This window comes from Pseudomonas sp. SLBN-26 (assembly GCF_006715895.1).
In the GTDB taxonomy this organism is placed as follows: domain Bacteria; phylum Pseudomonadota; class Gammaproteobacteria; order Pseudomonadales; family Pseudomonadaceae; genus Metapseudomonas; species Metapseudomonas otitidis.
The window spans coordinates 4,222,337-4,236,972 of record NZ_VFOB01000001.1; the positions used below are offsets into that span (position 1 = coordinate 4,222,337).

Annotated in this window: 14 protein-coding genes; 9 read left to right on the plus strand and 5 right to left on the minus strand. The window is 67.3% G+C overall.

The features are described from left to right. Window positions 1-49 precede the first annotated feature (49 nt). Together dadR and FBY21_RS19535 are read left to right on the plus strand one after the other, a co-directional pair. On the plus strand, window positions 50-538 hold the full coding sequence (dadR, locus tag FBY21_RS19530; RefSeq protein WP_044400730.1) for a transcriptional regulator DadR: 489 nt from the start codon (window positions 50-52) through the stop codon (window positions 536-538). A gap of 114 nt (window positions 539-652) precedes the next feature. Beyond that, window positions 653-1,984, plus strand: coding sequence for an NAD(P)/FAD-dependent oxidoreductase (locus FBY21_RS19535; RefSeq protein WP_142013053.1), 1,332 nt, complete (start codon window positions 653-655; stop codon window positions 1,982-1,984). A 3-nt stretch (window positions 1,985-1,987) separates the two neighbouring features. Here the strand turns inward: FBY21_RS19535 and FBY21_RS19540 are convergent, their stop codons facing one another. Together FBY21_RS19540 and FBY21_RS19545 are read right to left on the minus strand one after the other, a co-directional pair. Then, window positions 1,988-3,145, minus strand: a complete 1,158-nt coding sequence (locus FBY21_RS19540) for an MFS transporter (RefSeq protein WP_142013055.1) — start codon at window positions 3,143-3,145, stop codon at window positions 1,988-1,990. A gap of 178 nt (window positions 3,146-3,323) precedes the next feature. Beyond that, window positions 3,324-4,817 (minus strand): aldehyde dehydrogenase, encoded by a 1,494-nt coding sequence (locus FBY21_RS19545; RefSeq protein ID WP_044400721.1) that lies wholly within the window; start codon window positions 4,815-4,817, stop codon window positions 3,324-3,326. 314 nt (window positions 4,818-5,131) lie between these two features. Here FBY21_RS19545 and FBY21_RS19550 point away from each other — a divergent pair, with 314 nt between their 5' ends. Then, window positions 5,132-5,494, plus strand: coding sequence for a cupin domain-containing protein (locus FBY21_RS19550; protein WP_142013058.1), 363 nt, complete (start codon window positions 5,132-5,134; stop codon window positions 5,492-5,494). 132 nt (window positions 5,495-5,626) lie between these two features. Here the strand turns inward: FBY21_RS19550 and rpmG are convergent, their stop codons facing one another. Further along, window positions 5,627-5,782, minus strand: a complete 156-nt coding sequence (gene rpmG / locus FBY21_RS19555; protein ID WP_012703270.1) for a 50S ribosomal protein L33 — start codon at window positions 5,780-5,782, stop codon at window positions 5,627-5,629. A 10-nt stretch (window positions 5,783-5,792) separates the two neighbouring features. Beyond that, window positions 5,793-6,029, minus strand: a complete 237-nt coding sequence (gene rpmB, locus FBY21_RS19560; protein ID WP_044400708.1) for a 50S ribosomal protein L28 — start codon at window positions 6,027-6,029, stop codon at window positions 5,793-5,795. 340 nt (window positions 6,030-6,369) lie between these two features. On the opposite strand from rpmB, the gene FBY21_RS19565 reads away from it, so the two are divergent. Then, on the plus strand, window positions 6,370-7,947 hold the full coding sequence (locus FBY21_RS19565; protein ID WP_142013060.1) for an ABC transporter substrate-binding protein: 1,578 nt from the start codon (window positions 6,370-6,372) through the stop codon (window positions 7,945-7,947). Further along, on the plus strand, window positions 7,944-8,504 hold the full coding sequence (locus FBY21_RS19570) for a DUF2867 domain-containing protein (protein ID WP_174244736.1): 561 nt from the start codon (window positions 7,944-7,946) through the stop codon (window positions 8,502-8,504). The genes FBY21_RS19565 and FBY21_RS19570 overlap by 4 nt, the downstream gene beginning before the upstream one ends. On the opposite strand, the gene radC is transcribed toward FBY21_RS19570, so the two are convergent. After that, entirely contained in the window at window positions 8,501-9,175 is a 675-nt protein-coding gene (gene radC / locus FBY21_RS19575; RefSeq protein ID WP_069559568.1) for a RadC family protein, read from the minus strand. The two genes, FBY21_RS19570 and radC, sit on opposite strands and share 4 nt — an antisense overlap. A 141-nt stretch (window positions 9,176-9,316) precedes the next feature. Here radC and coaBC point away from each other — a divergent pair, with 141 nt between their 5' ends. The 4 genes from coaBC to argB all read left to right on the plus strand — a co-directional run bounded on the left by coaBC (window position 9,317) and on the right by argB (window position 14,574). After that, window positions 9,317-10,525 (plus strand): bifunctional phosphopantothenoylcysteine decarboxylase/phosphopantothenate--cysteine ligase CoaBC, encoded by a 1,209-nt coding sequence (gene coaBC, locus FBY21_RS19580; RefSeq protein ID WP_142013063.1) that lies wholly within the window; start codon window positions 9,317-9,319, stop codon window positions 10,523-10,525. 6 nt (window positions 10,526-10,531) lie between these two features. Continuing rightward, entirely contained in the window at window positions 10,532-10,987 is a 456-nt protein-coding gene (gene dut / locus FBY21_RS19585; RefSeq protein WP_044400693.1) for a dUTP diphosphatase, read from the plus strand. 1,271 nt (window positions 10,988-12,258) lie between these two features. Further along, window positions 12,259-13,653, plus strand: coding sequence for a phosphomannomutase/phosphoglucomutase (algC, locus tag FBY21_RS29765; protein WP_222119544.1), 1,395 nt, complete (start codon window positions 12,259-12,261; stop codon window positions 13,651-13,653). 15 nt (window positions 13,654-13,668) lie between these two features. Continuing rightward, on the plus strand, window positions 13,669-14,574 hold the full coding sequence (gene argB, locus FBY21_RS19595) for an acetylglutamate kinase (protein WP_044400686.1): 906 nt from the start codon (window positions 13,669-13,671) through the stop codon (window positions 14,572-14,574). Window positions 14,575-14,636: the final 62 nt, after the last annotated feature.

The following is a 14,636-nucleotide window of genomic DNA, read 5'->3' on the forward strand; positions in this document are numbered from 1 at the left end:
TTTGGCGATAATTCTTGGCAATATCGGCTTTTGCGGAGGGGCATCCACCATGAGAACCCAGCATCAATCGCGTCGTGAGCTGGACAAGATAGACCGGAATATTTTACGCATCCTCCAGGAGGACGGCCGCATCTCCTTCACCGAGCTGGGCGAGCGGGTGGGGCTGTCGACCACGCCCTGCACCGAGCGCGTCCGCCGCCTGGAGCGCGAGGGGATCATCATGGGCTACAACGCCCGCCTGAACCCGCAGCACCTCAAGGCCAGCCTGCTGGTGTTCGTCGAGATCAGCCTGGACTACAAGTCCGGCGACACCTTCGAGGAGTTCCGCCGCGCCGTGCTCAAGCTGCCCCACGTGCTCGAATGCCACCTGGTGTCCGGCGACTTCGACTACCTGGTGAAGGCCCGCATCAACGAGATGGCCTCCTACCGCAAGCTGCTGGGGGACATCCTCCTCAAGCTGCCCCACGTCCGCGAATCCAAGTCCTACATCGTGATGGAAGAGGTGAAGGAAACCCTCAGCCTGCCCATTCCCGACTGAGCCGATCCTTGCCCCGGGGGCACAGGGATTTTTCCCGAAGCCCCCTTGGCGCATGGAGAGGGGCCTGCCTATCCTGCGTCGCTTTTTTCAAACACAAGAATCAGGATTGCGCCCATGAACGCCAGCGTTCGCCAACCGGTCCACAGTGACCGCCACGCCCCCTCCTACTACGCCGCCACCGCCAACCGCCAACTGGCCTACCCGCCCCTGCAGGGCGAGGTCCGGGCCGACGTGTGCATCGTCGGCGGGGGATTCTCCGGCCTCAACACCGCCATCGAACTGGCCCGCCGCGGCATTTCGGTGGTCCTGCTGGAGGCCCGCCAGGTGGGCTGGGGCGCCAGCGGGCGCAACGGCGGCCAGCTGATCCGTGGGGTCGGCCATGACGTCGACCACTTCTCGCCGGTGATCGGCGTCGAAGGCGTGCGTGCCCTCAAACTGATGGGCCTGGAGGCCGTGGAACTGGTGCGCCAGCGGGTGGACGAGTTCGCCATCGACTGCGACCTGACCTGGGGTTACTGCGACCTGGCCAACACGGCCCGTGACTTCGCCGGCTTCGCCGAGGACATGGAGGAGCTGCGCGGGCTCGGCTATCGCCACGAAATGAAGCTGGTGCAACCCGGTGACATGCGCAGCGTAGTGGGGTCCGACCGCTATGCCGGCGGGCTCATCGACATGGGCTCGGGCCACCTGCACCCGCTCAACCTCGCCCTGGGCGAGGCGGCGGCGGCCACCTCCCTGGGCGTGCGGATATTCGAACACTCCGCTGCCACGCGCATCGACCACGGCCCCGAGGTGACGGTGCACACCGCCAGCGGCCAGGTGAAGGCCGCCACCCTGGTGCTGGGCTGCAACGCCTACATCGACGATCTCGACCCGACACTGGGCGGCAAGGTGCTCCCGGCCGGCAGCTACATCATCGCCACCGAGCCGCTGCCCGAAGACCTGGCGCGGCAGCTGCTGCCGCAGAACATGGCGGTCTGCGACCAGCGCGTGGCCCTGGACTACTACCGCCTTTCCGCCGACCGCCGCCTGCTGTTCGGCGGCGCCTGCCACTATTCCGGGCGTGATCCGGCGGACATCGCTGCCTACATGCAGCCGAAGATGCTGGCGACCTTCCCCCAGTTGGCCGACGTACGCATCGACTACCAGTGGGGCGGCATGATCGGCATCGGTGCAAACCGCCTGCCGCAGATCGGCCGACTGCCCGAACACCCGAACGTCTACTTCGCCCAGGCCTACTCGGGCCACGGGGTGAACGCCACCCACCTGGCGGGCAAGCTGCTGGCGGAAGCCATCTGCGGCGAGCAGGGCAGCGGCTTCGAGGTGTTCGCCAAGGTGCCCCACATCACCTTCCCCGGCGGCAAACTGCTGCGCTCGCCGCTGCTGGCGCTGGGGATGCTCTGGTACCGCCTGCGCGAGACGCTAGGCAACAGCCTGGCGCGCTGACCCTCAGGCGCCCGGGGAGCCGGCCGGGGCGTCTTCGCCCATCGGCTCCCGGGTCCAGGCCAGCCAGACGAACCCCGCCGCCCCCACGGCCATCATCAGCGGCAACGCATGGCCGCTGATCCACTGGCTGGCGGCGCCGGTCACCAGCGGCCCGATCAGGCAGCCGATGCCCCAGAGCTGGGCGACATGGGCATTGGCCCGCACCAGTTCATCGTCCCGGAAACGCTCGCCGATCAGGATCAGCGCCAGGGTGAACAGCCCGCCGGCGCTGGCGCCGAACACCACCCACACCGGCCAGATCAGCACCGTGTGCAGCACCAGCGGCACGCTCAGGCTGGACAGCAGCAGGGCCAGGCCGCAGGCCCGGAACAGCGCACGCCGGGGTACTCGGTCCGCCATCCAGCCGATGGGCAATTGCAGGGCCGCATCCCCCACCACCACCACGCTGGCCATCAGCAGGGCCACCTCCTGGGTGAAGCCCTGGCGCAGGCCGTAGACCGGCAACAGGGTGAGCATCATCGCTTCGAAGGCCGCGAACAGCACCACCGCCCAGGCGATGGTCGGCATGCGCTGGCAGAAGACCCAGAGGCCACGCCCGGAGGCGCCGTGCTCGTCGACCTGGGGCGCGCCGCCCCGCCCGAGCAGGAGCAGCGAACCGCCGATCAACAGGCCGGTGCCGGTCCAGAAGCCGCGGTCCGTCTCGCTGCCCAGCAGGGTCAGCAGCAGGGGGCCGGACAGCTGGCTCAGCGCATAGCCGGTGCCGTACAGCGCCACCAGGCGGCCACGCCACTGCTCCACCGCCAGCTGGTTGATCCAGCTCTCGCCGAGGATGAACACCACGGTCAGCGCCACGCCGATGAACAACCGCAGCAGCAACCAGACCGGGTAGCTCTGCACCAGCGCCAGCAGCGCCACCGAGGCTGCCCCCAGCAACAGGCACAGCTGCATCAGCGGGACGGTGCCGAAGCGCGCCGCCAGGCGGCCGGCCAGGGAAGCGCCTAGGAGCACGCCCACCGCCGGGGTGGCGGCCATGACGCCGATGGCGAACGAGCCGTAGCGCCAGCTCTCCAGGCGCAGCGACACCAGCGGCATGGTCACGCCCAGCGCCAGGCCGATGCTGATGACGGCGCCACACACGGCGAAATAGGTGCCCCAACGCATGACGGTGTTCCTCCCGTTTACGGCTACTGGCTGGCGGAAAAGCAAAAACGGCCGGGCTCCCGAAGGGAAACCCGGCCGCAGGTGTGGCTCTCGCGGAGCCGGCCCTCCCCGAGAGGAGGGCGGACCTTGGCGCGACCGGAACCGGCCGCGCCGTGTCAGGCGGTCAGACCGCCGCTGTTCAGAGCTTGATCCAGGTGGCCTTCAGCTCGGTGTACTTGTCGAACGCGTGCAGGGACTTGTCGCGACCGTTGCCGGACTGCTTGAAGCCACCGAACGGCGCGGTCATGTCGCCGCCGTCGTACTGGTTGATCCACACGCTGCCGGCCCGCAGGGCCTTGCCCACCAGGTGGGCGCGGGACAGGTTGCTGGTCCACACCGCAGCCGCCAGGCCGTAGATGGTGTCGTTGGCGATGGCGACGGCCTCGGCCTCGTTGTCGAAACCGATCACCGACAGCACCGGCCCGAAGATCTCTTCCTTGGCGATGCGCATGGCGTTGGTCACGCCGTCGAAGATGGTCGGCTCGACGTAGGTGCCGCCGGTCTCTTCCATCACGCGCTTGCCGCCGGCCACCAGCTTGGCGCCGTCGTCATGGCCAGCCTGGATGTAGGACAGCACGTTGTTCATCTGGGTGGTGTCCACCAGTGCGCCGACGTTGGTGGCCGGGTCCAGCGGGTTGCCCGGTTTCCAGCCCTTGATGGCCTCGACCACCATGGGCACGAATTTCTCCTTGATGGAGTTCTCCACCAGCAGGCGCGAGCCGGCGGTGCAGACCTCGCCCTGGTTGAAGGCGATGGCGGCGGCGGCGGACTCGGCGGCAGCCTTGAGGTCCGGGGCGTCGGCGAAGACGATGTTCGGGCTCTTGCCGCCGGCTTCCAGCCAGACGCGCTTCATGTTGGATTCGCCGGCGTAGATCATCAGTTGCTTGGCGATCTTGGTGGAGCCGGTGAACACCAGGGTGTCGACGTCCATGTGCAGGGCCAGGGCCTTGCCGACGGTGTGGCCGAAGCCCGGCAGCACGTTGAACACGCCCGCGGGGATGCCGGCCTCGATGGCCAGCTGGGCGATGCGGATGCCGGTCAGCGGCGACTTCTCGGACGGCTTGAGGATGATGGAGTTGCCGGTGGCCAGTGCCGGGCCGAGCTTCCAGCAGGTCATCAGCAGGGGGAAGTTCCACGGCACGATGGCGGCGACCACGCCCACCGGCTCGCGGGTCACCAGGCCCAGCTCGTTGTGCGGGGTGGCGGCGACTTCGTCGTAGATCTTGTCGATGGCCTCGCCGCTCCAGCGGATGGCGCGGGACGCTGACGGCACGTCGATGTTCAGCGAGTCACCGATCGGCTTGCCCATGTCCAGGGTTTCCAGCAGGGCCAGCTCTTCGGCATGGGCGTCCAGCAGGTCGGCGAAGCGGATCATCACTTCCTTGCGCTTCACCGGGGCGAGGCGCGACCAGACACCGGATTCGAAAGTGGCGCGGGCATCCTTGACCGCCACTTCGGCGTCGGCCAGGTCACAGCTGGCGACCAGGCCCAGCACACGACCATCCACAGGGCTGATGCACTCGAAGGTGGCACCGGATGCAGCCGGGGTGTATTCGCCATGGACGAAGGCGCGGGTCTCGATCTGCAGGGACTTGGCGCGCTGTTCCCAGTCGGCACGAGTGAGGGTGGTCATGGGGCGTTCCTCTTACTTTTATTAGTGGAAGTGCCGGCAGGGGAGGGACCGACACTGTCAAGAATTCTGCAAGGCCTACACGCGGCCAAAGCTGTGCGACACCCTAAACCAGAGGCCCCTGGATTTTCAATATTTTTGACACTGCCGGGAACAGGGGCCTTGTAATGTTCATTTTATTAAACATAGACTCAGGACCGGTACGCCCGCGCTCCGCATTTCCCGCCACCGTGCATGGCGGGATTCCGAACACCTGCCGGGCAGAATAAGAAACAGGCCGCCCCGCGCGACCTCCACAACGCCGCTACGGAATCGCCATGAACATCGAATCCATCGTCGACTTCGCCACCAGCCCCGCCACCGCCGAGCACTACCGCCCCGCGCCCGAGAAGGTCCTCAAGGGCGACCCCGAACAGAGTGTGCGCAACCACTACGGCAGCCCCTGCGGGCAGTTCAACGTCGGCATCTGGGAGGGCGCGGTCGGCCAGTGGACGGTGAACTACACCGAGCATGAATACTGCGAGATCCTCCAGGGCGTCTCCGTCATCCGCGACGCCGCCGGCAACGCCAAGACCGTGCGCGCGGGCGACCGCTTCGTGATCCCGGCCGGCTTCTCCGGCACCTGGGAAGTGCTGGAAGCCTGCCGCAAGGTCTACGTCATCTTCGAGCAGACCAAATAAGCCTGCCGACACCCGATGCTTGTCACCCCTGGCCCGCGAAAGCGGGCTTTTTTATGTCCTGCGCCTGGCACGCCAAATCGCAGGCATGAAAAAGCCCGCCATGAGGCGGGCTTTTCGCAAGGGCCGGATCAATTACTTGATCTTGGCTTCCTTGTAGATAACGTGCTTACGCACGACAGGATCGTACTTCTTGATCTCGATCTTGTCGGGAGTGGTGCGCTTGTTCTTGTCGGTGGTGTAGAAGTGGCCGGTACCGGCGCTGGACACCAAACGGATCAGTTCACGCATGATTTGCTCCTTAAACCTTTTCGCCGCGAGCGCGCAGCTCGGACAGAACGACGTCAATGCCACGCTTGTCGATGATGCGCATGCCCTTGGCGGAAACGCGCAGACGCACGAAGCGCTTCTCGGACTCGACCCAGAAGCGATGGTGCTGCAGGTTCGGCAGGAAACGACGACGGGTTTTGTTGTTTGCGTGGGAAATGTTGTTCCCGGTAGCCGGACCCTTACCGGTTACTTGACAGACTCTAGACATGCCTCAGCCCTCTAAACCTCATGCCCAACCCGGCATGGGTTGGCCGCTTGAACTCTCAATTGTGGGCGTGTTTAGCGCCCGTCTCGTCAGGGTCTTACCGGCCGCACAGTGATTGCGAAAGACCGGGCCCCAGAAAAGAGCGCTGCTTTATACCAGAACACCCCTAGTGCAGCAAGGGCTCCACCAACTTACCCACACCCTGCCGCCCGGCCACGGCGTGCGTTCCGCCGCGAGGCGGGGCGCCTCGCCCTGGCGACCATTCGTCGGCAACTGCGATTGCCCCACCGCGCTGGCTGGGCTAGCGTTCGCCTCCTGGCCAACGCATCCCGAGGAATCCGCCATGCGCCTTGCCCTGCTCCCCCTGCTGTTCGCCCCGCTGCTGGCACAGGCTGCCAACCTGAGCGTGTGCACCGAAGCCAGCCCGGACGGGTTCGACGTGGTGCAGTACAACGCCCTGACCACCACCAACGCCTCGGCCGACGTGCTGATGAACCGCCTGGTGGAATTCGATGCCCAGGCCGCCCGCCTGGTGCCGGGCCTGGCCGAGCGCTGGGAGGTGTCCGAGGACGGCCTCAGCTACAGCTTCCATCTGCGCCCGGGGGTGCGCTTCCACCGCACCGACTACTTCGCCCCGAACCGCGAGCTGGATGCCGACGACGTGCTGTTCAGCTTCCAGCGCATGCTCGACCCGGCCAACCCCTGGCACAAGGTGGCGCAAAGCGGCTTCCCCCACGCCCAGTCCATGCAGCTGCCGGGCCTGGTGCGCTCGGTGGAGAAGGTCGACGCGCACACCGTCCGCTTCAACCTGACCCACCCCGATGCCACCTTCCTGGCGATGCTCAGCATGGGCTTCGCTTCTATCTATTCCGCCGAGTACGCCGACCAGCTGATGAAAGCCGGCACGCCGGAGAAGCTCAACGCCCAGCCCATCGGCACCGGCCCCTTCGTGTTCAAGCGTTTCCAGAAGGACGCGGCGATCCGCTACAGCGCCAACCCGGACTACTTCGCTGGCAAGCCGGCGGTGGACAACCTGGTGTTCGCCATCACCCCGGATGCCAATGTGCGCCTGCAGAAGCTGCGCCGGGGCGAATGCCAGATCGCCCTGTCGCCCAAGCCCCTGGATGTGGGGCAGGCCCGCCAGGACAGCAACCTACGGGTCGTGGAGACCCCGGCCTTCATGACCGCCTTCGTCGCGCTGAACAGCCAGCATCCGCCACTGGACCAGGCCAAGGTGCGGCAGGCGATCAACCTCGCCTTCGACAAGGCCAGCTATATAAAGGCCGTGTTCGAAGGCACCGCCACACCGGCTGACGGCCCGTTCCCACCCACCACCTGGGGCTACGCCAAGGACTTGCCCGGCTACGCCTACGACCCTGGCAAGGCCAAGACACTGCTGGCCGAAGCCGGGTTGCCGGACGGTTTCAGCACCACCCTGTGGACGCGCCCCTCCGGCAGCGTGCTCAACCCCAACCCGAACCTGGGCGCGCAGATGCTGCAGGCCGACCTGGCCAAGGTGGGCATCCGCGCCGACATCCGCGTCATCGAGTGGGGCGAACTGATCCGGCGCGCCAAGGCCGGCGAGCACGACCTGCTGTTCATGGGCTGGGCGGGCGACAACGGCGACCCGGACAACTTCCTCACGCCTCAATTCGCCTGCGCCTCGGTGCAGTCGGGCCTGAACTTCGCCCGCTACTGCAACCCGGACCTCGACCAGTTGATCAGCCAGGCCAAGGCCACGCCGGACACCACGGCGCGCAGCGATTTCTACGCCCGAGCCCAGGCGATCATCCATGAGCAGGCCCTGTGGCTGCCCCTGGCCCACCCCACGGCATTCGCACTGGTGCGTGCCAACGTGCGCGGCTATGAGGCCAACCCCTTCGGCCGGCAGGACTTCTCCAAGGTGGAGCTGGCGCCTTGAACGAGCTGGCCGAGCGCTACCTGCCGGATTTCCAGTTCGTCGAGCGTCATCACCTCGACCTGGACACCTCCGCTGCACAGGCACTGGACGCTGCCAGCCAGCTCTCCACCCACGACGATCCGCTGGTCAGGAGCCTGCTCCGCCTGCGCGAAGCCCCCGCGCGCCTGGCGAACCGACTGGGCTGGCGCAACGCACTGGAGGCCCGGCCGGCCTTCGGCCTGCATGAATTCACGCTGCTGGAACGCAACGGCGACCAGGCAATGGCCTACGGCCTGATCGGGCGCTTCTGGCGTACGGATTTCGGTCTGGAAGCGGTCCCTGACGCACAGGCCTTCATGAGGTATGAGGAACCGGGCGTCGCCAAGCTGGTGATGACCTTCCACTGCTCACCACGCCCGGCGGGTGTTCGCCTGCACACGGAGACGCGCGTCCACTGCCCGGATCGCCGCAGCCGCCTGCTGTTCACCCCCTACTGGCTGGCCATCCGCCCCGCCAGCGGGCTGATCCGGCGGCGCATGCTGGCAGCCATTCGCCGCCAGCTCGCGAGCGCGGCCTAGAGCCAGCCGTACTCGGCCAGGGACAGCGGCTCGCCATCGCCCACCACGAAGTGGTCCAGCACCCGCACATCCACCAGCGCCAGCGCATCCTTCAGGCGGTGCGTCAGGTCGCGGTCGGCCTGGCTGGGTTCGGCGATGCCGGAAGGGTGGTTGTGGGTGAGGATGAGCGCGGCGGCGTTGTGCGCCAGGGCGCGCTTGACCACCTGGCGCGGGTAGACACTGGCGCCGTCGATGGTGCCGCGGAACAGCACCTCGAAGGCCAGCACCCGGTGGCGGGTATCGAGGAACAGGCAGCCGAAAACTTCGTGGGGCTCGTGCCGCAACTGGGCCTTGAGGTAATCCCGCACCGCCCGGGGGTTCTCCAGTGCCGAATCCCGCCGCAATCCCTCGGCCAGGTGCCGACGGGCCATTTCCAGCACCGCCTGCAACTGGGCGAACTTGGCCGGCCCGAGCCCCGGCCGCTGGCAGAACGTGGCCAGGTCCGCCTCCAGCAGCGGGCGCAGCCCGCCGAACTGGACCAGGAGCTGGCGCGCGAGGTCCACGGCGCTCTGCCCCGGCAACCCGGTGCGCAGGAAAATGGCGAGGAGTTCGGCGTCGGTAAGGGCCGCCGCGCCCTGTTCGAGTAGCTTTTCCCGCGGGCGTTCCGCTGCGGGCCAATGACGGATGCTCATGACACCTCCCTGGTCGGCTGCGCCGCTGTTCCCATACGGGCGCTGTGCTATCTTAGCCAACCTTTTTTGCGCGGTGATCCGGCCCTGGGGAGGCGCCGACACCGCAGCGCACCACTCCACCTCTATTACTAAGGCAGGCCTATGCAGCGGCTCTATCGGAAACGCATCGTCCTGGGCGTGGGGGGCGGCATTGCCGCCTACAAGAGTGCGGAGCTGATCCGCCGCCTGCGCGACCAGGGCGCGGAAGTCCGGGTGGTGATGACCCAGGGCGGCCGCGAGTTCATCACACCGCTGACCCTCCAGGCCCTGTCCGGCCACCCCGTGCACCTCGACCTGCTGGACCCGGCCGCCGAAGCCGCGATGGGCCACATCGAGCTCGCCCGCTGGGCCGACCTGGTGCTGATCGCCCCGGCCACCGCCGACCTGATGGCGCGTCTGGCCCAGGGCCTGGCCAACGACCTGCTGACCACCCTGGTGCTGGCCACCGACGCCAAGGTCGCCCTGGCCCCGGCGATGAACCAGGCCATGTGGCGCGACCCGGCCACCCAGGCCAATGCCCAGTGCCTGGCCCAGCGGGGCCTGCACCTGTTCGGCCCAGCGGCCGGCAGCCAGGCCTGCGGCGATGTCGGCCCGGGCCGCATGCTGGAGGCCGACGACCTGGCCCAGCAGGCCGCCAACCTGTTCGAACACCAGGCACTGACCGGCCGCCACGTGCTGATCACGGCCGGCCCGACCCAGGAGAACATCGACCCGGTCCGCTACATCACCAACCACAGCTCCGGGAAGATGGGCTTCGCCCTGGCCGAAGCGGCGGTGGAGGCGGGCGCCAAGGTCACCCTGATCACCGGCCCCGTCCACCTGCCGACCCCCGACCGGGTCAACCGGGTCGACGTGGTCAGCGCCCGCGACATGCTCGCGGCCTGCGAAGCGGCCATGCCCTGCGACCTGCTGATCGCTGCGGCAGCCGTGGCGGACTACCGCCCCGAAGTGGTCGCACCGCACAAAATGAAAAAGGACCCCACCAGCGGCGAAGGCCTGCTGCTGCAGCTGGTGCGCAACCCCGATATCCTCGCGACCCTGGCCGGCCGGGCCGATCGCCCCTTCAGCGTCGGCTTCGCCGCCGAGACCGAGAACCTGCTGGAGTACGCCTCGCGCAAGCTGCGCGACAAGAACCTCGACCTGATCGTTGCCAATGACGTGGCCAACCCCAGCATCGGCTTCAACAGCGAGGAGAACGCGATCACCATCATCGATCGCGGGCTGCACCAGACCAGCTTCTCCCAGACCAGCAAGGGCAAGATCGCCCGCCAGCTGGTTGCCTTCATCGCCGACCGCCTCAACCAGGCCTGAGACTCCATGCACGCACTGCAAGCCAAGATCCTCGACCCCCGCCTCGGCAGCGAGTTCCCGCTGCCCCAGTACGCCACCCCCGGTTCCGCCGGCCTCGACCTGCGCGCCATGCTCAAGGAAGACCTGACGCTGGAGCCCGGCCAGACCGTGCTGATTCCCACCGGCCTCTCGATCCACATCGCCGACCCGGGCCTGGCCGCGTTGATCCTGCCGCGCTCCGGGCTTGGCCATAAGCACGGCATCGTGCTCGGCAACCTGGTGGGTCTGATCGACTCCGACTACCAGGGCGAGCTGATGGTGTCCTGCTGGAACCGTGGCCAGAGCGCCTTCACCCTGGCCGTCGGCGAACGCCTGGCCCAGCTAGTCTTGGTGCCTGTCGTGCAAGCGCATTTCGAACTCGTCGACGAGTTCGGCCAGAGCGAGCGCGGCGCCGGCGGCTTCGGCCATTCGGGCAGCCACTGATTCCGCATTGACCTCAGGATGAATCGCGGGGGAGACCTTCAGTGAAACTCTTCAAGCGCAATGCCAAGGACACCGACACCGGCATGCTGGCCAGCCCCACCGAAGCCAGGGAGCCCGCCAAGGGCGCCAAGGCCGGCAGCGGCCTGCTCACCGACCTGATGCCCGGACTGATCGCCTCCGCCGTCGGCGTGGCCGCGGGCAGTGCGCTGCTCTGGCTCACTCTGGTGGACAGCGGCGAAAAAGCCCAGCGCGCCCAACTGGCGCAGGCCTGGGCGGACAGCCAGGGCGCCTCGTTGCGCCAGGCCCTCGGCCAGCTGGTTGCCGACACCACCGCCGCCGCCCGCAATCCGGCGCTGGCGGACGCCCTCAACAGCGGCGACCCGTCCCGCGTGCAGGTCGCCGAGCGCGGCCTGGGCTACTGGAATGCCGTGGTGGATGCCCACCTCAACCTGCCCGGTCAGGCCCAGCAGAACAGCCAGCGCGCAGCGCCGATGAACTTCGCCGCCCTGGACATGCTGCGCCGCGCCGAAAGCGGGCAGAAGCCCGCACCCGAGGCCTACAAGGTCGGCCAGCGCTGGCTGGTCTACAGTGCCGCGCCGATCCGCCTGGCCGACAACGCCCCGATCCAGGGCACGCTGTTGCTGGTGGTGGACCTGGAGCGCCTGCTGAGCGCCCTGGCCCCGCTGCCGGATGGCACCGGCCAGCTGCAGTTCACCCAGCAGTTCGGCAACGCCCCCGCCCAGACCCTGGCCCAGCGCGGCAGTGCCGCCGACGGCACGCCCATCGCCGTGGCCAGTGGCAACCCCAACTGGAAACTGACCTTCACGCCCAGCAGCCAGCTGGGCAGTTCGGGCATGCCGGTGCCGCTGCTCGGACTCGCCGCCCTGCTGTCCCTGGTGGGCGCCCTGGCCGGCCTGTACCTGGTGCATGGCGGCCTGCAACGCAAGCTGAGGGAAGACGTCACCCAGCTCAGCCAACTGGTGCAAGAACTCTCCAGCGGCAAAAGCGTCAAACCCAACAGCCTGCGGCTGCCGGCGCTGGATGCGCTGGCCCAGTCACTGGCCCGGCAGTTGCGGCGCAAACCGGAACCGGTGGCGCCCAGCGTCGGCGACGAGCGCAAGGCCAGCCCTGCAGCAGCCCCGGCTGCCGCACCGGCCAAGGTGATCGAACCCCTGGAGCTGGCCAACCCGCTTTTCCAAGATACCGACATCCTCGATATCGACATTCTCGACGAAGACCAGGACCTCCTGGGATTGGAGCAAACCCCTGCCATGAGCACCCCGCAAGCCGCCCCCAACCTGCCCGCCAGCATTTTCCGCGCCTACGACATCCGTGGCGTGGTCGGCGATACCCTGACCGCCGAAACCGCCTACTGGGTAGGCCGTGCCATCGGCTCCGAAAGCCTCGCCCGTGGTGAGCCGAAAGTCTCGGTCGGCCGCGACGGCCGCCTTTCCGGCCCCGAGCTGGTGCAGGCGCTGATCCAGGGCCTGATGGACTGCGGCTGCCATGTCACCGACATCGGCATGGTGCCGACCCCGGTGCTGTACTTCGCCGCCAACGTGCTGGACGGCAAGTCCGGCGTGATGCTCACCGGCAGCCACAACCCACCGGACTACAACGGCTTCAAGATCGTCGTCGCCGGCGAGACCCTGGCCAACGAGCAGATCACCGCCCTGCACACCCGCATCAAGAACAACGACCTGGCCACTGGCGTGGGCAGCGTCCAGCAGGTCGAGATCCTCGACCGCTACTTCCAGCAGATCCGCGACGACATCGCCATGGCCAAGCCCATGCGCGTGGTGGTGGACTGCGGCAACGGCGTGGCCGGCGTCATCGCACCCAAGCTGATCGAGGCCCTGGGCTGCAGCGTGATCCCGCTGTACTGCGACGTTGACGGCACCTTCCCGAACCACCACCCGGACCCGGGCAAGCCGGAGAACCTGGAAGACCTGATCGCCAAGGTGAAGGAAGAGAACGCCGACCTGGGCCTGGCCTTCGACGGCGACGGCGACCGGGTGGGCGTGGTGACCAACGAAGGCACCATCATCTACCCCGACCGCCTGCTGATGCTGTTCGCCAAGGACGTGGTGTCCCGCAACCCGGGCGCCGACATCATCTTCGACGTCAAGTGCACCCGCCGCCTGACCTCCCTCATCAGCGGCTACGGCGGCCGGCCGGTGATGTGGAAGACCGGCCACTCGCTGATCAAGAAGAAGATGAAGGAGACCGGCGCGCTGCTGGCCGGTGAGATGAGCGGCCACATCTTCTTCAAGGAGCGCTGGTACGGCTTCGACGACGGCATCTACAGCGCCGCCCGCCTGCTGGAGATCCTCAGCCAGGACAAGCGCGACGCCGAACACGTGTTCACCGCCTTCCCGAAGGACATCTCTACCCCGGAGATCAACATCACCGTCACCGACGAGAGCAAGTTCCGCCTGATCGAGCGTCTGCAGCGCGAGGGCACCTGGGGCGATGCCAACCTCACCACCCTGGACGGCGTGCGCGTCGACTATCCCAAGGGCTGGGGCCTGGTGCGCGCCTCCAACACCACGCCGGTGCTGGTGCTGCGTTTCGAGGCCGACTCCGAGGCGGAACTGGAGCGCATCAAGGAAGTGTTCCGCGCCCAGCTCTACGCCGTCGCCCCCGATATCAACCTGCCGTTCTGATCCACGGAGCCCCGCATGACCCTCAGCCGTGACGCCGCATCCCAAGTCGCCCAGGTCCTGTCCGAAGCACTGCCCTACATCCGCCGCTTCGTCGGCAAGACTCTGGTCGTGAAATACGGCGGCAACGCCATGGAAAGCGACGAGCTGAAAGCCGGGTTCGCCCGCGACATGGTCCTGATGAAGGCCGTGGGCATCAACCCGGTGGTCGTGCATGGCGGCGGCCCGCAGATCGGCGACCTGCTCAAGCGCCTGTCCATCGAGAGCCACTTCATCGACGGCATGCGCGTCACCGACGCGCAGACCATGGACGTGGTGGAGATGGTGCTCGGCGGCCAGGTGAACAAGGACATCGTCAACCTGATCAACCGCCACGGCGGCAGCGCCATCGGCCTGACCGGCAAGGACGCGGAGCTGATCCGTGCGAAGAAGCTCACCGTCTCCCGCAAGACCCCGGAGATGACCCAGCCGGAAATCATCGACATCGGCCATGTGGGCGAAGTGACCAGCGTGAACACCGAGCTGCTGAACATGCTGGTGAAGGGCAACTTCATCCCGGTCATCGCCCCCATCGGCGTCGGCCAGGACGGCGAGTCCTACAACATCAACGCCGACCTGGTGGCGGGCAAGGTGGCCGAGGCCCTCAAGGCCGAGAAGCTGATGCTGCTGACCAACATCGCCGGCCTGATGGACAAGGAAGGCAAGGTGCTCACCGGCCTGACCACCGAGCAGGTCAACGAGCTGATCGCCGACGGCACCATCTACGGCGGCATGCTGCCGAAGATCCGCTGCGCCCTCGATGCGGTGCAGGGTGGCGTCACCAGCGCGCACATCATCGACGGGCGTGTGCCCAACGCCGTGCTGCTGGAGATCTTCACCGACAGTGGCGTCGGCACCCTGATCAGCAACCGCCGCCGCGCCTGAGCCCCACCCGAATAAGCCGGAGCGATCCGGCTTATTCATTTCCCCGATCCGGCTTGCATCCC